The sequence below is a fragment of the Rhizobium sp. MHM7A genome (assembly GCF_005862215.1).
Classification (GTDB): Bacteria; Pseudomonadota; Alphaproteobacteria; order Rhizobiales; family Rhizobiaceae; genus Rhizobium; species Rhizobium bangladeshense.
Genome location: NZ_VCHT01000025.1, coordinates 22505 through 41654, shown reverse-complemented (window position 1 = coordinate 41654; position 19150 = coordinate 22505). Strand labels below are relative to the sequence as shown.

The following is a 19150-nucleotide window of genomic DNA, read 5'->3' as shown; positions in this document are numbered from 1 at the left end:
GGGTCGAGGATCGCCACAGGCGACCGGCGGAGCCGGCGAGTGGGGGAGCCAAAATGCACAGCATTTTGGGGGTACCGCTCGTGCTCGAGGCGGGCTGTTCCGGCATGGTATGATGGTCCATCTGAAGTAACGGACTTTGGTTCCCACGGGCTCGGACATAAGAATGCCAACCGCGTGCTCAGAAGCAGAACGAGGGACTCGGTATTTCCGCATCGATCCCTCCCCCAGTACCCATTCCTCATGTCGAGCTTAGTCGATGAACCACGCGGATGTCCTGAACCAATTTCGCGTTCTGCTTTTCCAGTCGAGCCATGGCTCTCTCGGCGTCGATCGCCCGCTTGAGAAGCCCGGCATTCTCCGTTGCGAGCAAACGCTTTTGCTCCTGAAGCTGCCCGATCAACGCCCGGAGTTTGGCAGTCTCCGGCTTCGGAGCGGGCGAATGGGTTGCCGGACCAGGCGGATTTGCGGACGCCAATTCATCGAGGAACTCGCTGTGCTCGGCATAGATCGTGTTACGGCTGACTCGTGCCTCGCGTGCGAGCGCAGCGACGGTCAGCCGAGAGGGCCGCCCTTGTCGCGAGGAATCTTGCGGGTTTCCAGCGACAAGCCGATCAAATGCCTGTCGAAGACGCCGCGCCGTATTCCGACGACGCGTTTCATGCGATTTCGACTTCGCTGGGTTCGCGGGCTTATCCGTCATCGCTCTTCCGATCTTGCTGAAGTTCACCAAGAATGCGGTCGCACTCTTCGATCCGGGCTGCCGCCAGCGTACGGCTTTCGCCATCGAGCATCGGATGCGCGAGAAGCTCGGCATTTTGCTTCCGACGCTCTGCCCATACGGGTCGATGCCTTTGCGTCGCAGCAAAATTGCTGCAGGTGGCGCAAATGCTCTGTGTCCTGAACACCGGGTTCGGACCTCGATCATCACCCAGACAAGATGCGGTTTCGCGGCGATAGACGCAGTATCCCCAATCGCAACGACCGAGCCGCATGTCGGTCTCCTCCAGGATGTAGTCCACATATTCCGCGACGTCACCGTCGCGGGTACGACCGCGGAAACGACTGTGCGCGGCGATCATTCGCCCAGCTTTGCCGCCCACATTTACGGAGGTCAGCAGATCTTCAAGCGCCGCTCGCGTGTCGCGCGTCGCTTCCGCGTCAATCAGGTCCGTCAAGTCATGGTCCGTGCCGACATAACCGACATCAGTCATCGCCCGTGTGACGTGACCGAGATGGGCGGCAAGCGCATCCAGGCCGGTGCGATCTCGCCGACCAATAAACCGTGCAAAAGTCTTCCGTCCCTGATGAGTGCTCAGATGCCACGGAAGACCATCATGAAGCGGCAGGCCGATGAAGGAGGCAAACGGACCATTGAGGCGGTCGGTGAGACCCGCTGACCGCAGGATGCCTGTTCCATCGCGGTCAGCCGCCGGGGTCAGCCACAGTTCGTCCCGCAGCATCTGCTGACGGAGCGGTACCGAAAGCTGTTCCAACACAGCCACGGCCCGCACGACAGGCTCCGGCGCGCTCCATCGGTGCGGTTGGCCGCCTGGACCGATGGCTGTTTTGTAAATGCGGCCGTTTAGATAGGAGAAGGTCTCCGTCCCATCGGCTGAACCATGCCTCTCTATGCATCCGCTTCGCAGGCCGAGGATCTCCGACACCCGCGCGCCGACGAGATAGGCGATGACCACAAAGCAAGCGTCGTAAAGACGGCTAACCAGGAATTGAACGGCCTTCATGGTAAGAACAGGCTCCGTACGCCACGGGTCATCTTCGCCTGGTGGCGTCGAGAAGCGGAAGTTACCGAGCGCAGCGCGAAAGCGCATTCTGCGGGCTCGATGCCCGAGTCTGTTCGCGATGGCTTCCTTATGAGCATCCTGAGCACGGTCGCGGAGAGCGATTATGTCGTCGGCGGGGTTGCCGATCAGCCGCAACGCGGCGCAAACCAAGTGGACTGCGACCGCGTCCGGCGTGGCCGGAAGCGCGCCACGCACCTGTCGATGCCCCGATGGTCGATATCTTGTCGCCGACTCCACAAGACTCTCGGCAGGCATATCTGGCAGATGGTCCCCGTGCGATGACAGAATGTTCAAGAGGCCAGCATAGTTAGCGGCCGTGGTCTCAGCCAAGACACGGCCCTTTCGACCAGGACGCTTATCAATCTCACGGAGGAATCGCTGTGCTGCATCGCGATCAAGGTCTGCAAAGCGGTCATACCCTTCGGCGGCCATCCATCGGATCAACACCTTTAGGGTGCGGAATCTCTTTACGAGCGTGGCGTCCCCGGCGCGGCGTCGGCCGGGCGGCGGCGCCACGCGCAGTGACCAAAGAAAGCGCCGCGCTGACTCGCGCCAGGACGCCCATTTGGCATCGGTAAAGGAGCTCCCGTCCGCGAGAGCTATGCCCCAATCTATAGCGAGATCGCTTCGCACCGTGCCCGGCACGCTGACGTCCAACTGCCAGATACGATCCGACCAGACTGACCTCGTCGAGACGCGTATCTCGTGCTCAGAAGAAGCAATTGGCACCGGCGTTGCTGTTCCAACCGCCATCAGTATCACTCCGGATCAGGCAGGGGTGGAAGTGTTGCGACAATGTGCTCCGCTCTCGCATGCAGTTCTGCGGGAAAGTCCGGCAATATCTCTTCGCTCAGAATTCGATAGCTCGGCGCGTAGATTGATTGCCAGCGGTTCGCGTCGAGCCGTTCGCGCGCTGCTTCAAGCTTGCGCATAACCTGGAGAATCCGCGCCAAGTGCCTGTCGTCTATCGGGATAACGAGGCCAGGGCAGCTGAGGCAGCTCATAAAACTTGGACACAGACGACCTTGGATAGCCCCGAGCGCTTTGCCTTCCAACGGATTGATGCAGATATGACTGAAGGCTTCCGCTGGACCTGTCTTCGCGCGCTCAATCTGTCCATTACTACCGATAGCATCGTCAGCGGAATCCTGACGCGCCGTAATCCAACCAATCATCCGATGCTGGAGGCCAGCTATGGTCCTTTCAAACATTCGTTGCGTCTCAGGTCCTCGCACATAGAGGTCGGTCGTGCTGGCCCGGGCATGATTGAGCACCGCTTGCGCCGCGCGGATATCACCACCAGCGACATGATAGTGCTGGGTTGCCACACTGCCGCGGAACAGGACTGGGGCGAATGCAGGCATCGGCGAGCGAGGTTGCTCTGGATGCGCCGCATTCCAGGCAGCAATGCGTTGATTGGCTCGGGTGATGAAGCGACGGATGCCGGCATCCAGCGTTTGATTGCCGATCACCCCCACACCCGCCGGGCGATTGCCGCGGATTAGGAAGAGATGGTCGCGCTCACTCGGCGGCGCATGCGCAATGAGCGGCGCGGTCATCGCCAACACCTTCTCCACGAGGTTAGGCACGGCATATCGCCGCCGCTTATCGTAGGTTCGGCGTTGCGCACGTCGCACCGTGTTCCCGGCCCGTGGCTTTTCCCAATCGACTATGATGCGGTGCGGATCAAGCGGGTGCGGCGCCAGGCAATTGCGCATGATCAGTCGGAGCGAGTCCGGATTTGCAGCCGTCTGAACGGCGATGGCCAGGAAGAATGGCACCAATGTATCCACGGTCAGATGGAGATGTTGCGCGAGTATGCGGGCGCCACCATGTCGCTTGAGCAGGCGATCCACCGATCCTCGCGCCATGCCGGATCGGCCCCATGGCATCATGCCTTTGCCCGAGCGATGTATCTCATGAAGCAGTTGCTCAAGCTCGGAAAGACAGGGGTCGACAGCGTCAGATTGGCGAGCGAGGATTATTCGCCCCTCCTCGAAACGGGCCCAGGCTACGTCGATCTCTGCATAACAGGCACGGAGGATTCCTTTGAGTTCCGCCGCCGAAAGCCGCCGCGGCACAGGTGTGCGATGGCGGCCCGAGAAGGGATTACTCGGGAACTTCAGTTGCCTTGGCATTTGATCGGCGCGGTTCCGCATCGCCCACCCAAGCATGATCTTGATAGGAAGGTAGCGCCCGTGCCGGGTTGATATTGACCACGGCTTGCCCGTCGGCGACCGCTGTCGGTCGAGCCACACGAGATATCGACCGACGGTCTCGGTGGTGAGATCCGCAGGATCAGCGATCGCACGGTCCTCGAAGGCGAAGCGGGCAAAGGTGCGAAGCGCCTTCCAGCACATCTTTTGGGTCGCCTTAGCAGTGCCGGCATAAGACATACGAAAGGCGTCGGCGAGCAAAATGGTAAGCGAACTGGGAAGGCCAAGTCGGCCGAGGTCGAAGGTCTGTGCTATGCCACCCCATTCGTCACGGAAGGTGATTACCGCGCCGCCGGGCGACGGCAGCTCTGCAACCTGTGGAACCGAAAGGCGTCGGTCGATGCGTGCCCGCTCAGACCGCATCGGGAACCACCTCGCCGTAGAGATATTCGATGCTTTCGGCGATCTCCCGAGGATGCAACTCCATGCAGCGCAGATAAATGGCAGTGGTGTGGATCGAGCTGTGACCGAGGAGAACCTGCAGCACCTTGAGAGGGTTGATCTCCGGCTTCTCAACAGCGAGCGCCTGAAGTCGCGCGAGCATAGTCATGGCGAATGTGTGCCGGAGCCAGTGTAGGGTTCCATCCAGCTCCGCGGCAGCAAAAGCTGCAGCGAATACGGCGCTGAGGTGGGCGCGCGTCACAGCAGCGCCGTTCCTGTTAAGGAACAGTGTCGACGGTGACCGGTAATCCGAGCGCGTGCGATGCATACGCCGGACCAGTGCCGCTCTCTCCTCTCCGACATACCAGTGCGTGCGATCCACAAGCCGGATCGGAGGATAGACTGTCCGGGGCCGGTCGCCCTTGGTGATGGCAAGCGGGAGGCCGATGAGTGGATGATCCGCTGCATCGAGACCGACTGTCTCCGGCAATTGGGCAACCGTCAGCGCACACAGCTCCATCCGCCGCATACCGGTCGCGATCGCCCATTCGGCCGTCAGCCGATAAGGCATCGCGAGATGCGCGAACAGCCGCGCGAGTTGATCGACACGAAGCGGGCGAGGAAGCCTTTCGAATTCGGCGACGGTCAATACGTTGGCAGTGGTCACCATCGCGCGCGCATCCGCATGGGCGAGCAGGGACTGCTTACGGCCAGAGGTAATCCGTACATCGATCATATGGAATGAAAGCTCTGTCACCCAGCCACGCCGATGTGCCCAGTCATAAAAGCGACAGACGGAGCGGACACGATCGTTGATCGTGGAGCGCGCATAGGGTCGACCGGTGTGGGCGCTCGGCTGCTCCAGCATGCGGTTACGATAGGCCGCGACCATCGCCTCATCGGCGGCTTGCCAATCGAGATCCGACTGCTCCAAGCTGTCGAACCAATCGTATAGATGTTCCGCGTAAGTCCGCAGCGTCTCCAAGGAATGCGACCGGCCGGGGATCGTGGCCAGTTCCAGGAGAAAGGCGAAGGCCGGCTCGATAATCTCCATACGGTCTGTCAGCAAGATCGGAAAGCCGGCGGGGATACCAGGCTGCCCATCGGCCGCACGAATGATGCTTGCCATGCTCCTCTCCATTGCCGGCTCGGTTCATCCCTGTCTTCGAGTTGAAGGGAACTTTCCGTCGATTGTGCCAGCGGATGCCCACAGGGACCTCCCGCGCATCGCTGCGTCAGACTCGTGTGGTCACTCCGCGATGCGCGGGTCCCTCCTGTGGACACCGTGCAAGCGCAACGGCCATGGCGATATGGTGAACGATGAATGCAAAGGTAACGAGACAATCAGTACACTTCTTGGAAATGCATTCTAACCGCTCGTCCTTGAGGCTGTCCCGGCTCCACGGCACGATAGGCCCGATATGAGCAGACCCCCACTTCTCCGTATGGCACCCTAAAAGTCGGCCGCGGGCTCGACGCCCGTTGCCGGCTTTCTTAAAGCGGCCAGTTGGCCCCGCCTCGGTGGCGGGGCCTTGTTGGGATCTCAATCCCGATTGGGGCGGGACCAGATCAGCTGGTAGCCGTCCTCGCCTTCGACCTCGGAGAGCGTTGCGTAGATCGGGGCGGGGAAGCTCGGGTCGTCCAGCTTGACCGAGAGATAGTCGCGGTCGCTCTCGCCGGAGCGCTTCTGCCAAGCCGCACCCAGCTCGACATTGCCGGCGTAGATGCGGAAGTGCGGGCCCTTGTCGGAGGGGCTGTCGACGCGGGCGATGCGGGCCTTGACGTTGAGTGCGAGGGTGCGGATCGAGCCGGTGAAGCCGTTTTCGTTTGCGGTGAAAGTGCCGATGGTAGCCATTGTCTGTTCCTTTCGGTTGTTTCGGGCCGCGCCCTTCGCGGCCTCGATGGCTGTCGCAAGGATCGGGGACGATCGGACCGCACCTGGAAGGCCGTAATGAAATGGAGGGCGGTCGGGAGAAACTTTGTTGTCGCGCGAGGAATGCGAACGCAGTTCGCTGGGGAAGAAAATTGCGGACGGCCGTTGCGGGAGAACGATCGAGGCGAAGCCGGTCTCCGATCAGACATGCCTCATCGAGCCCGCGGAGGGCGTGGCCTATGACAGCGGTGGAAGGAACTTGGTCATGGCCCTCGCCGTGCGTTGCCCCGGCAGAACAGCCCGGCCGCGAAGCCGTTCCCCAGGTCTCTAAAGCATAGCGTCGGCTTCGGATGCGACAAACTCGGCCGTCCGGGCAGTTGTCTCCTCTCATCAACGCAATATTGTCGGGCCGCGATTCGTCGCCTGGAGGATCTATGCGTCAGCAGACAAAGCCGTTTACCGTCGAAATCAAGCAGTCCCGAAAGCTGAAAGCCAACGATCGGAAACCATCGATCTGGGGGAGGCTGGACCTCACGTCCGATGAGCACGCGCTCGCGGAGAGAGCGCCGAAAGAGCTGTCGGCCGTTGCGGGTGACAATGACCGACCTTGACGTCTCCTACGCGGCCGCTCTCTCGTCGGCCTGAATGGGCTGGAGACCGTGCAGGAAGCTGACAGCACGCTGGGCATGCGCCGCAGCTTGGAAGATAGCCCGCTTGTCGTCAGATAGAACCTTCAGCCACGAGTCCAGGTAAGACGCATGGTCCGGCCGTGGCTCCAGCTCCGGTGCGATCCCGAGATCGGCGCATAGGAAGCAACTCCCGAGCTCCGCAATCAGCTCTTCGCGAGCCCGCTCGGTCTTGTCCTTCGCATAGCGGCTAAGATCGCGATCGACGCGATCGGGGCGCGCAGTCCAATGGCAACTTTCGTGACTGAGCGTGGCCACGTAGGACGCCGCGTCGCGGAACGTTTCGAACGGCGGCATCTGGATGTGGTCCGTGATAGGGGAATAATAGGCCTGCGCTCCACCATGGCGGATGACAGCGCCCGTGTTGCGGAAAAAGCAATCGGCGTGCTCGATGTGCTCGATCGCATCGAGCACCGGGGTCGGTGGGTGACGATAGTGTTCGGGCAGTCCGTCGATCTGCTCGATGTTGAACACTGTGTAAGCCTTCAAGAATGGGATTTCTCGATCGACTTCTCCACCACTGCCGTCCGCCTCGGACTTGGTGAACCGGCTGGCGAAGACGACCGTCGAACCGGTCTCGCCCTTTCGCACCGCCGCCCCCAGTTCAAGCGCCTGCTTGAAGGTCATCCACATGGGTGAAGTGAAGCCGCGCGCCATCCCCTCCGACCATAACAAGAGAATGTTCATGCCCGAATAGGGCTGACCGTTGTGGCGCAGCGGCCGGGTAATCCGGCCATTGGTGTTGGCCGCATGCCATGGCTTCATCCAGGGTTTTACGCCCTTTTCAAGGTCGGCTATGATTCTATCCGTGATCCGCGCATAGATGTCGGCGCGTTCGCCTTCGGCTTTCTTGCTCATGTCGTGATCCTCCGTTTGGAGGCCGCCCCGATCGCGACCCCGTCGCGGAGGTCCGAAGGCAGGAGCGATCAGGTGGTCGGCCGCACCGGAACGGCCGGAACGGAGTGAAGGACGGCAAAGCCGTTGTGGCAGACCGGCGGCTCCTGCAGGACCGCCAACAAGGACGAGGCCGCGTGACGGGCAGGGCTCTTGTTTTTCCTTCCGTTGACATGGAAAAGGCCGGTCCCAAAGGAACCGGCCCAAGGATCAGTGAGAGGGAGATGGCGGAGCCGAAGCTCCGCCGGAAGCGCCTCAACCGAGAGCCGCCATCTGTGCCTCGGCCGCCTTGCGGTCGAGCGACTGGCCTGGATTGTCGACCGGGCGGTCGAAAGGCTTCCAGGCTTCGCCGATGACGTGGCGATAGGCTGCGACTGCGCCCTCGGCGGCCATCCGCAGCGCGTGGGACTGTATGCCCATGTCGGCAGCGAATTCGCGTTTGCGCTGGGCGGCGCTGTCGTAACCCACCGGGCCATCGAGATCCTCGTCGCGGGGATCGTTTGCCGATTTGGCGGTCGCGTCTCGGGCTTCGGAGACTGCTCGACTGTAGAACTGGCCGGCGCCGTGCGCCGAGCCGACATACGCACCGACGATACGCTGGAGATGGATCTGCATCGCCTTCTCACCGAGACCGTCCGAGAGGCTGTCGGCGGTCTCAATGATCAGGCGCTCGTGGAGTTCACGGATGCCATCGCTGTCGACTACAGCGGTTCCGAAACTCTCAGCGATCAGCATTGCCTGCGCAGTGTCCGGGCATGTGAGCCTGACCATTTCGAGGGTGGTACCCTTGCGGAGCGGCACGACGCGGGCGGCAGGTCGAGTGGTTGCGGGCTTGGCCATGGGATCTTCCTTTCGTGGTTTCACCGAAGCGGCTTCGGCCCCTGCCGGTCTGCCCTTCGATGCGGTCGACAGGAACCGGCTAAGGACGGGCGCTTTCACAGGTCCGGGACGGCCGGGCGAGCGAAACGGGTTTGCGGACAAGCGGGGTAAAGCCCTGCGAAGGACGCGAACCCGTTTTGCGAGGGAGGCTGCACCGGCCGCTTCGCGGCGCGCCAGCGGCCTTTAAACGACCGGCCGCCGGTTCAGACCGCAGCGAAAACGAAGGGCAGACCGGCGGGGGCGGGCTATGGCTCCGAACCCCCGGAGGAGAGAACCTCTTGCGAGCGACAGCCCGCATCCCTTCCTCCAGCTCGGACCGGCCGCCACGAAAGCCCCCATACGGTCGGACTCACGCCGCCGCACGCCCTGCGACGGTCCCCATGGCGTCGAGCAGTTCATCCGAACAGTCTGCCGGTGAAGTGCCCGGAGCTCGCGGCTGTGCTCGGCCTGTTCGAACATCCGTCCTTGAAATTCCGTCTCATCCGCAACGGCGCCATGATGCGAGTAGAAGTCGTCGCGCTTAAGCTCGGAAAGCGGCCGTGACACGCGCCAGGCGCTGATAGAGCCGATTGGGGCGAGGTCGTAAATCAAAGACGCGGACATGCGTATTCTCCTGTTTTGAGGTGAGGAAACAAAGCCGCCGCCGGTGATGGCCGGCGGCGGTATCGATCAGTACGGAGTTGTGGGGCAGGGTTACTCGGCCGCAATTCCGTAAGCGGTATCGGGATCCTCAGTGCCGGTGTCAGCGTCGGCTTCATCCAGCTCTTCGAGCTCGGTGTCGGCTGCGTTGCCTCCGACCTCGCCTTCCGGATCATGGGGTTTGTCGACCAATTCGGCTTCGATCGAGGGATCAGACTCACCGTCGGCACCGTCCTCGATGCCGCCCATCGGCCCGTCGGCGGGTGCATCGTCGTCATCGCCCCCATGCTCCATGTTCTTGGCCAACCATTCGCCCATCTTCACGTCATCGGGTGCGAAGAGGCCAGACGGATGCACGAAACCCTCTTCCTTGAAGTGCTCGACAAGGGCAGCCCGGGTGTCCCTGACGCGCGGGCGGGGAGCGACACTCCTACCGCCGCAGGACGCTTCCAGTGCCGGACGCGATAGGCACGCGAGGAATTGCTCCGTGCCCATGTTCGGAAGATAGGTGTCGGCGCCTATGGCATCGCCGGCGATCCGGGCGACAATGCCGCTGTCCGTGCGGTTGGTCCGCGCCGACAGTGCGTCGATCAGGGTCGACCTGGCCACGACACGAAGCGTATCTGTATCGAACTGCAGCTTGCCGCTTTCACCGATCAGCCGGACGGCGTGCCGGGCGAAACGCTTGGAGCCGTAGAGATGGTTGGAGGTTTCGGAGCCGGAATCGACCGAGACGTTCTGCCCGGCGAATGCGAGGACGAGCAGCGCCAAGAGGGTATCGTCTTCGATCGGCGCTCGTGCCAGTGCCTCGTGCAGAGCGTCTGTGCGGAAATCGCCGATCATGTCGAGGCCGTTTCGGGTCACGTCGGGACGGGTCTTCCCTGCAACGTCGATGGCCTCGTTCGTGTCCTCGCCGCCGGGCGCGGTCGGATCGCCCTTTCGCTTCGCCTTCTTGATCTCCGGCAACCGGAAATGGGCGGACTGCACCTTGCCCTCACGATCGAGATACATGGCGGTGCAATCGCCTTTGCCGGGCTTGCCGTAGATACGCTCCGCCTTCGGCGGCAATTGGGGTTGGCCCCAATTGTTGAGCTCGACGATGGAGCCCTCCTTGGGAAGATTGCTACTCATCCATTCCTGCTGCGCACCGAGGAATGCTTCGACGTTGGTGGTGTAGCGGTTATCCTCGTCAGCCGGTCCGAACAGGTCTTCTGCCCACTCGATGCCGTAGGCCCGGCGGAGATCATCGCCGAAACTCGCATCGCGCGCGAACATGCGGGTCTTGGTGAGGCCGTTGGCGATCGCCCACCAGGATGCTGTCTCACCCTTCTTCGGCTTGTGTGCCTTCCAGACTTCCTTCTGCTCGTCGAGTGACGCTGCGGAAATCGGGCGAAGCTGCTGCTCGCTCGGCATGTCGCCCTTGGCCATGTGATCTAGCATCGCAGGCAGCACATTGGCGAGCAGACGAAGCTTGCGGATCTGTCTGACCGGCAGGGCCAGCGCAATCGCAATAGCTTCCTCGGTCCAGCCGAGAGCAACGAGGCGCTCGATGCCGCGCCATTGATCGACGGGGTTGAGCGGTTCGCGCGCGATGTTTTCGATCATCGAACGCATCGCGCCATTATCGTTGGCCGCCTCGACGACGATAACATCGATTTCCTCGATGCCGGCGGCGATGGCCATGCGGGTGCGCCGGTGACCGGCTTCGATGACATAGCCGTTGCCGCCGGCTTCGGCGAAAATGACGGGCGGCTGGATGACGCCGACGGCCTTGATGGTCGCAAGCAGCAGCGCGTCGGCCTGGGGCGTCGACTGCGACTGGCGCGTATTGTCGGGATTGTCCTTCAGCGCACGCGGATCGACCTTCATGAGTTGCATGGGAGTGTTCCTTTCCGGGGATGCGGACGCGGCCTCCTGCCGGTCCTTCCTGTCTTCATTTTTTCCTGAAGACATCTCCCGGAGCGCAAAGCGGCCTGACCGGCGCAACTGCGGGCGAGCTGCCCTGCCGCGAAGGACAAGCGGGGCTAACAGCCTTGCGAAGTACGAGTGGCCGGGCTGCGTAGGCCGCGGTTGAGCGCCAGCGGCGACGGGAGGACCGATCTGCGACCGGTTTTTCTTTCACCCTCTTTCCTGTTTTTTCAGACGGGCGATCCCATGCGAAGGTCAGAATTCGGGTTGAGCGGGAACAAAAAAATGGGCCGTCGGAAGAACCGAGGCCCATGAAGTGTGAAGGTTATTTAACCTCCAGAGGGGAACAGCCGTTGCGGCGGCACTGGGAGGAGACCGCCATGTGCATCAGCTGTGTGCACTATGATGATATTTTGATCAGATGGAAAACATTTATTGTGCAATGCACCTATGCACATGCTGCACTGCTTCCAAAATCAGGCTGACTCCCTGGCAGAGGCCCCTGCCTCGCGCGCCTCGGCCGCGAGTTCCGCCTCAACCTCCCGGAGCTGGCGACGCTTTTCGGCCAGCTCACTCGCGAAGGTAAAATCGCCACCCTGACGGGACTGGTAGGAAGCAAGACGCCGGCGCGCTTCCTCCAGCCGCTGGCGATAGCGTTCCCGCTCCCCGTCGAAATCATCCAGCGCATGCTCGAGGCGGAAGACGGCGCCGATCGGCGTCACCGTGACGGCGAGATCGATCTCGTAGTCCGCGCCCGTGCGCTGAAGCATGGTGGTGTAGCGATAACCGTCAGACTTGCCGAAGCGCTCGCCATCGTAGACGAGATCGAAGCCACCAATGGAGGCGACGACGATCTCGCTCTCCTGTTGAAGCTGGACGAGGGTGAGGATTTCCTTCATCAGCGCGCGGCCGGCTTCCTTTCGCTCGTCGTATGAAACGCCTGTGACGGTCATCGTAAAGGCATCTCCCGCAGTCGGAACCAGCCGCGCGATGTCCTTGCCGATCTCGCCGATCCGCCGGAGCGATACCTCGATGTCGCGTTCGGCGTCCCGGACCTGGCGGCGCACCGCGAACAGGTCGTCATCATGGGCGGCGCGCAGCCGTTCGAGCCGAGCGATATCGGCTTCGAGCCCGGCCTTCTGCATCAGGCGCTCGTCGCCCGAGGCAATCGCCTTGGCCATGGCAAACTGGTTGGCCTGGCCCTCCCCAAGGTCGTCCAACCTGCGGATCGAGATGTCGCCGGAAAGGGCGGCGGCGATGAAGCGAGCCTTGCGCTCGTTGTTCTGCCACATCGCAGCATCAAGTGACCCTCGCGTGGCGTAGGCGAAGACGTCGACGACATCGTGCTGATTGCCCTGGCGTACGATCCTGCCCTCGCGCTGCTCGATCTGCGATGGGAGCCACGGCACGTCGAGGTGATGCAGCGCCTTCAACCTGAGCTGGGCGTTGACGCCAGTGCCCATGGTCTCAGACGAGCCGATCAGGAAGCGAACCTTGCCCGAACGGACGTCACCGAACAGTCGCTGCTTGGCCTCGGTCTTCTTGAAGTCCTGCATAAAGGCGATTTCCGACGCGGGCACGCCTAGGCGGATCAGTTCGTCACGAATCCAGCGGTAAGCGGAGAAGCCGCGCGTCTTCTCGACATTGATGGTGCCGAGATCGGAGAAGATCATCTGCGCCGCGCCTGGAAGTTCATAGGGCTTGCCGTCCGGACGAAGATAGGTGTTTTCGCTCGTTTCCGTCCAGATGCGAAAGGCGTTCTCGATGAGGAGATTGAGCTTGTTGTCCGGCTCGTCGTCGTTTGCCGGAATGACCAGGCGCAGGTCGATCGCCGCGTGTCGGCCGTCGGTGATGACGGACAGCAGGATATCGTCGCCGGGCTGCGCTGGCCCCTCTCGCATCTCAATCGCCTTGATGCGGCTGTCGAGGATCTGCTGATAGAGTTTGAAGGCCGGCGTCGGTTGCGCCGTCAGGATCTGCCGCCGTCCGGTCGAGACGTCCGGAACCTTGACATATTGCTTCAGGTCCTCCGGCATCACGACGTCGGCGAACGAGCGGAACATCGCGATCAGCTCCGGCACGTTGACGAAGCTCGCGAACCGGCTCACCGGCTTGTATTTGCCCGACGGCTGGATTTCGAGTTCGGTCGTCGTGTCGCCGAAGGTCGAGGCCCAGGCGTCGAATTCGTGAAGCCCGCGTTCGCGCAGCGCCTCGTGGCCGAGCAGGCGCTGGATCGAGAACATCTCACCGAGAGTGTTGGTGATTGGCGTGCCGGAGGCCAGCACGAGCGCGCGGCCGGGATTCTTGGTCTCGATATAGCGGGACTTGATATAAAGGTCCCAGGCCCGCTGCGATCCGTTCGGGTCGATGCCTTTCAGTGTCGACATATTGGTCGCAAAAGAGAGTTTGCGGACTTCCTGCGCCTCGTCGACAATGATCTGATCGACGCCAATTTCCGAGATCGTGAGAAAGTCGTCCTTGCGGGTTGAGAGCGCTTCCAACCGCTCTTGCAAGCCTTCCTTCAGGCGCTCGAGCCGCTTGCGCGACACCCGATCCTCGCTGTCCACCTTGGTCAAAAGCTCCTCGTAGAGCTCCAACTCTTCTTGGATCATGTGGCTTTCGAACGCCGACGGCACGGCGATGAACCTGAAGGCCGAATGGGTGATGATAACAGCATCCCAGTTGGCCGTGGCGGCTCGCGACAGGAAACGTGCCCGCTTGTCTTTGGTGAAGTTGGTTTCGTCGGCGACGAGGATACGAGCGTTCGGATACAGCGCCAGGAACTCGCGCGCCGCCTGTGCGAGGCAATGGCTTGGCACGACCAGCATCGCCTTGGCGATTAGGCCGAGCCGGCGCTGGTCCATGATCGCGGCTGCCATCGTCATCGTCTTGCCGGCGCCGACAGCATGGGCGAGATAGGTCGAGCCGGAGGAGATGATCCTCCAGATTCCACGCTTCTGGTGCCCATACAAAACAAAGGCGCCGGAGGCGCCGGGAAGCTTTAGATGGGAGCCGTCGAATTTTCGAGGCGCGAGGTTGTTGAAGCGGTCATTATAGACCCGCGCAAGCCGGTCGGTGCGGTCTGGGTCAGTCCAGACCCAGTTCTGAAAAGCCTCCTTGATCTTTTGCAGCTTGTCGCGCACTGCTTCCGTGTCGACGACATTCAGAACGCGGCGTTCACCGCCAACATCCTTGAACACGTCGAAGATCTGCGAAATCCGGCTGTTCAGCGCGTCGGCCAGCAGTTCGCCCGCATGACGGCGGCTTGTGCCCCATTCGGAGGTGCCGCCGGCGCTATAGGCAAACTGGCGTGCCTCGACGGTCCATGACCCGAGTTCCGGCATATGGTGAATCCTGATGTCCACATCCATCGTTTGCTTGACGAAGGCGACGACATCGGCAGCCGGAATCCAGGGTGCGCCGAGACGGGCGGTGATATCCGACGGTCGGAGGTCGGCAGGCTGGACGTCCTGCAGCGCTCGGACATTGCGCTCAAACGCCGGATCGAGCGCAGCCGCCGCTTCGGCGACCGTGAGCTTCGTGCGGACCGGGCCGGAGAGATAGGCGTCGGAGGTCTGCCAGGAGCCATCCGCGGGATCGCGGAAGATGGCGTCACCGAGTTCGTCGATCACAGCATCCGGATCACGGTGCAGCAGCTCGGCAATATGCTCGGGATCGACGCAGCCACGCTCGTTGAGAACGACGGCGAGCGCGTCGGCAGCCGAAGTTATGACCGGCGGCGCGGGAGGAGAAATCACCCGCTCGGTGAAGATCGGACCAGGCTTCGCCGTATCGGTTTCGAGGTCGTAGTCCTCGATCGAGGCCACCAGCCAGCAATCGGGATCGTCCAGGAACGGCTGGAGATTCGGCCGACGATGGGTTTCGCGGACCTCGCCGCTTTCCTCGTCCTCAGAGATCGAGACCGTTGTGTGGTTGATCGGCCCGAAGTCGCGGATGAAACTCGACCAGGCGATACGCAGCCGAACCTGCAGATCGCGCCACGGCTGGTCGCGTTCCTGCGCTTTCAGCACCTCGCGGACGGCGTCGCGGATCGGAATCAGCTTCTTGATGATCCGGACATGTTTTTCGGACAGGCCTTCGCCTGACCTGCCTTTTCGCACCGAAACCGCGAGCGGGGCTCCGTCGATCATTTGCATGAGACCGTGGCGGTTATTGAGGAAGAAGCTGCCCTCGCGGACCTTGTCGTTGGCGGGGCGGAGGTCGACGATCTCGCCCAACTCCTCTTCCAGATCAATGTCGACCGACGTCGGCTCGCCGTCATACCGATCCTCAGGGAGAAGAGCGATCACGGCCTTCATTGCCGTTTGCAGGTCTTCACCGGCGCGTGGCCGGCATGTATAGGTCTCGCCGAACGGGCCAGACGTTGAGGCGTGCTCGCCGAGCACGAAATCCGGGTGCCGCGCGAACCAGCGGTTTACGCGGATCGCCCCCTCGTCGGATGTCGCAGGACGAACCTCTTCGAGTTCGAGCCATGACAGATCACCCTCCGGCTCGCCGGCCTTGCGCTTGCGAAAAAACAGGATGTCCACGACCACATCCGTGCCAGCGTCGCGGCGGAAGCTGCCCTCGGGGAGGCGGGCCGCTGCGATCAGATCGGCAGACCTGGCGATATGCTCTCGCGCTGTGCTGTCCACCTTGTCCATCGTGCCGCTGCTTGTCACGAACGCGGCGAGTGCACCGGGCTTCAAGAGATCGATCGACCGGGCAATGAAGTAGTCGTGCAGCCGCAGACCGAGCGGACGGTACTGCCGGTCCGACCGAACTGTTCGATCGGAGAAGGGCGGATTGCCGATCGCGAGATCATAGATCGCGTTGAGATCGGTGCGCGCGAAGTCGGCGTTGATGATGCGTGCCTTCGGCTGAAGAAGCCGGACAATGCGCGCTGTTACCGGATCGAGTTCGACCCCGGTGACATAGCTTGTGTCACGGAGCGCCGTTGGCATCAGCGCCGGAAAAAGGCCCGTGCCGATTCCCGGCTCCAGCACGCGGCCCCCGCGCCATCCGAGCCGCCGCAAGCCCGCCCAGATCGAGCGGACGATGAACTCGGGAGTGAAGTGAGCATATTGGATGCCACGCGCGAGCGAAGCATAATCGGCGTCGGTGACGGCGCTTTCCAGCGAACTGCCGAGGTCACCCCAGCCTTCCTGGAAATCGACGTCGCCTGGACGCCGGAACATGCCGTTTGCGAGTTCCGATGCGCCAAAACCGGTAAAGCGGATCAGTTTTGCCTGTTCGTCACTGGTGGCGGGTCGATCCTGCTTTTCGATTTCGTTGGCGGTCAGGATGGCCACAAGGTTCGCCTTCGCCCTTTGCTTCCAGTCGATCGCAAGTCCACGATCGCCATTGTCGAGATAGAAGTTACCCCGCAGGCCGTGTGTCCGCGGCGCCGGCTGCTTCGCAACTGGTGGAGGCAATGCCGGCGCAGGGGAGGGCGGCGGCGGATCGGGATCGTCGTCGTTGGCGGCGAAACCGCCAAACGCGGTGACGCCCAAGCCAAGGCCGGACGACAACGCGCTGCTTACAAACATATCGAGGGTGAAGGGATCGTTGGACATTGAAGACTCCTTTTCGAGGATATGCGCCATCGCCCGCAGGACAGGTCCCGCGGGCGATGGCGGATGAATGAGGTGAGGAATTTGGATCTGGTTCGTCCGGCTGCAGCGATCGCCAGCTACGAGCGCGTGACTACGGAGAACTGCATGGTTTCCGACGTAAACTGCGCCCGCAGATGCGTGGGTTCCGGGGTTGTGGAAAGCATGGCTTCCAGGCTCGCGCCGGCGATGAAGACTATCCCGTCGTCTCCCTCGAAATACCGACGCTTGTAATGCCAGCAGTCCGGATCGGTCTGCGGATCGCACTCAGCGTCCTTTGACCTTCTGCCGGTTTGCCATTGGACAGCAGATAGACGCCTTCGTCGCCGACGATCCACAGACCTGGCCGTTCGACCCGGGAGTAGACCATAGTGGGGGTTGCGGAAGCCGCCATTGGCTTCCGCGTCGGTACGTCCGTGCACGATCACCGCACTGACCTCGACCACGCTGAAAGTGAACATGGCCTCCCCCTCACGCGGCGATCTGGGAGGGAAGGTGGCGAAGATGCACCGGCAGCTTCGCAGCAGTCTCCCCGTCCGTGAGTTCGTCGAGCAGCTTCAGCAAGGTGCCTTCGTTGCCGCCATAGAGTATGACGGTGCGCTTGCCGCGAGCGGACTGCGGCCACTCGTCTCCGGCATAGCCGCGGTAATCGCCGGCAGTGATGCTCCAGATATGCTCGAGCCGCTCTTGCCGCGTCATCGCCCGGACCGCTCGGCTTTCGCGCTCGATGATGGCGACGCGCATCGTTTCGACGGATGCCTTACCGGAAAGATCGCAGTAGCCATGGAAATATCGGATGGACGCCTCGATCCTGAGCGCGAAGAATACTGATGTCACCGAGCCAGTCATGAACTCGCGCATCGCAAACGTGGATCCTCGGATCCACAATGGTGGAAGGACCTCGAACATGTAGTCATGTTCGGTCTCGCCGATCTCGAACCATTCGCCCGAGTAGAACGGCGCGGCATCACCATCCCAACGCTTTGGGCGCTCCGCGTGGCGGTCAAACATGCGGAACATCTGTTGGCGGCTTGCGACGCCCTGGAAAACCTTGGTGGTTGCGGGAGAGGGGATCATCTGCGGCTCCTTGCGCGTTTTCGGACCGAAGTGCGGCGCCGTCCTATCGACCTCGCCATCCCCTTCAGTCCTTCATGACCCCTTGCCTGGCGCCGGCATCGCGACTGGCTGGGTCAAGGGCCGGCTCAGCCGGGCGAAGCCTCCCTTGACGCGGGCGGTGCGAATGCGGCACGCTTCCTGCCTTTCTTTCCCCCTTTTCTTTCTCCCTGACCTTCAGGGTTTCGTTCCAGTCCTCCTCGGCCGGGCGCAACCGGGTCCACTCGCAACCGGCATCCTCGGCAAGCGACCGCAATCGCGTGGCAAACAGATCCCCTTGTGCATTGGCGTCCGTCGCAGCGACCAGCCGGGCGTCCGGTCGGGAGGCCAATTCCCGCAGCGCGGCTTGCGTGGCCGGCGACCACCCGCCGCCGGTGCTGAGATAAAGCGTGCCGTCATGCAACCCTTCGATTGCCGCAAGGCTCATGGCATCGATCGCAGCTTCCGTGACGGCCAGGCGCAACGCAGTATCCAACCCTAGACGGAAGAGAACCTTCGCTCCTCCAGAGGCGAAGCCACGGTATTGCGGTCCGCGCGCCTCCCATCCGGTCACCACGCCGGCATTATCCGTATGCGCTGCCCATATGCTGCCACGCGGGCCTTCCCGAAGAAGCCCCGCTTTGATCGCCTCACAGAGTATAGGTGGTGGCAGCCGGCGCTCGCCGTTGAGGTAGCGCCACGTCGATGAACCGGGCCATGGGCTGCGGCGCGCTTGCCAGCGCTCGACAAGAGAGAGGTTGCATCCTCTATCGCGGCTCGCAGGCTGCCACTCCGGTTCCGTGATCTCGAAACCAACGAGATCCGCAACCCTATCGGCGCCTTCGAGAAAACCGACATGATCGAGATGCTCGACAAGCCCGAAGACATCGCCTTTCGCATCGCTGAGCGGATCAAACCATCCGCGCCCCTCATGCGCGACGATGACGATTTCACCACCACGGCGAAACTTGACTGCCCGCCGGGTGCTTTCCTTGATGTCGATGGCGAACCTCGCCTGTTCAAGAACGGCCGCGCAGCTCACCTGCTCACGCAGCTCCTCTATCTCTCTTCTTTTCATTTTGCTCCCGATCGCACTGCGATCGGCCTCCATTGCCTTTCCTTGCCCGTCGCTTCGTGGGCACCGTTCGGCCCACCGCGAAGAGCAAAG

12 protein-coding genes and 2 pseudogenes are annotated in these 19150 nt (G+C 62.1%); 1 reads left to right on the top strand and 13 read right to left on the bottom strand.

What is annotated here, in order from left to right; translation table 11 throughout:
* Window positions 1-238 precede the first annotated feature (238 nt).
* The 5 genes from FFR93_RS37785 to FFR93_RS37765 form a co-directional block, all read right to left on the bottom strand.
* On the bottom strand, window positions 239-700 hold the full coding sequence (locus FFR93_RS37785; RefSeq protein ID WP_138396903.1) for a hypothetical protein: 462 nt from the start codon (window positions 698-700) through the stop codon (window positions 239-241).
* Window positions 690-1829, bottom strand: a complete 1140-nt coding sequence (locus tag FFR93_RS41780; protein ID WP_246661415.1) for a hypothetical protein — start codon at window positions 1827-1829, stop codon at window positions 690-692. The genes FFR93_RS37785 and FFR93_RS41780 overlap by 11 nt, the downstream gene beginning before the upstream one ends.
* Before the next feature lie 731 nt (window positions 1830-2560).
* Window positions 2561-3961 (bottom strand): site-specific integrase, encoded by a 1401-nt coding sequence (locus tag FFR93_RS37775; protein ID WP_205910760.1) that lies wholly within the window; start codon window positions 3959-3961, stop codon window positions 2561-2563.
* A gap of 409 nt (window positions 3962-4370) precedes the next feature.
* The gene (locus FFR93_RS37770) at window positions 4371-5528 is read right to left on the bottom strand and encodes a tyrosine-type recombinase/integrase (RefSeq protein WP_138396901.1); all 1158 of its coding nucleotides are present in this window, start codon (window positions 5526-5528) and stop codon (window positions 4371-4373) included.
* Window positions 5529-5942: 414 nt separating this feature from the next.
* Window positions 5943-6254, bottom strand: coding sequence for a DUF736 domain-containing protein (locus FFR93_RS37765; protein WP_018482050.1), 312 nt, complete (start codon window positions 6252-6254; stop codon window positions 5943-5945).
* Between the two features lie 452 nt (window positions 6255-6706).
* Here FFR93_RS37765 and FFR93_RS41180 point away from each other — a divergent pair, with 452 nt between their 5' ends.
* Window positions 6707-6883: a hypothetical protein gene (locus FFR93_RS41180; protein WP_018482051.1), complete on the top strand. Its 177-nt coding sequence runs from the start codon at window positions 6707-6709 to the stop codon at window positions 6881-6883.
* A gap of 6 nt (window positions 6884-6889) precedes the next feature.
* Here FFR93_RS41180 and FFR93_RS37760 read toward each other — a convergent pair whose 3' ends face one another.
* From FFR93_RS37760 to FFR93_RS37725, 8 genes and pseudogenes are all read right to left on the bottom strand, one after another.
* The gene (locus FFR93_RS37760; protein ID WP_131714242.1) at window positions 6890-7816 is read right to left on the bottom strand and encodes a zincin-like metallopeptidase domain-containing protein; all 927 of its coding nucleotides are present in this window, start codon (window positions 7814-7816) and stop codon (window positions 6890-6892) included.
* A gap of 291 nt (window positions 7817-8107) precedes the next feature.
* Window positions 8108-8692, bottom strand: coding sequence for a hypothetical protein (locus tag FFR93_RS37755; RefSeq protein WP_131714243.1), 585 nt, complete (start codon window positions 8690-8692; stop codon window positions 8108-8110).
* 402 nt (window positions 8693-9094) lie between these two features.
* Window positions 9095-9289: pseudogene (locus tag FFR93_RS37750) on the bottom strand (hypothetical protein); the annotation flags it as partial.
* Window positions 9290-9424: 135 nt separating this feature from the next.
* Window positions 9425-11248, bottom strand: coding sequence for a ParB N-terminal domain-containing protein (locus FFR93_RS37745; protein ID WP_131714244.1), 1824 nt, complete (start codon window positions 11246-11248; stop codon window positions 9425-9427).
* 506 nt (window positions 11249-11754) lie between these two features.
* A complete protein-coding gene (locus tag FFR93_RS37740; protein ID WP_138396900.1) occupies window positions 11755-16854 on the bottom strand; it encodes a DEAD/DEAH box helicase family protein in 5100 nt (1699 codons plus the stop codon).
* Window positions 16855-16970: 116 nt separating this feature from the next.
* Window positions 16971-17351: pseudogene (locus tag FFR93_RS37735) on the bottom strand (DUF3085 domain-containing protein).
* Window positions 17352-17361: 10 nt separating this feature from the next.
* The gene (locus FFR93_RS37730) at window positions 17362-17967 is read right to left on the bottom strand and encodes a DUF1419 domain-containing protein (RefSeq protein WP_028755880.1); all 606 of its coding nucleotides are present in this window, start codon (window positions 17965-17967) and stop codon (window positions 17362-17364) included.
* Window positions 17968-18031: 64 nt separating this feature from the next.
* A complete protein-coding gene (locus FFR93_RS37725) occupies window positions 18032-19060 on the bottom strand; it encodes a DUF3991 and toprim domain-containing protein (protein WP_245509809.1) in 1029 nt (342 codons plus the stop codon).
* Window positions 19061-19150: the final 90 nt, after the last annotated feature.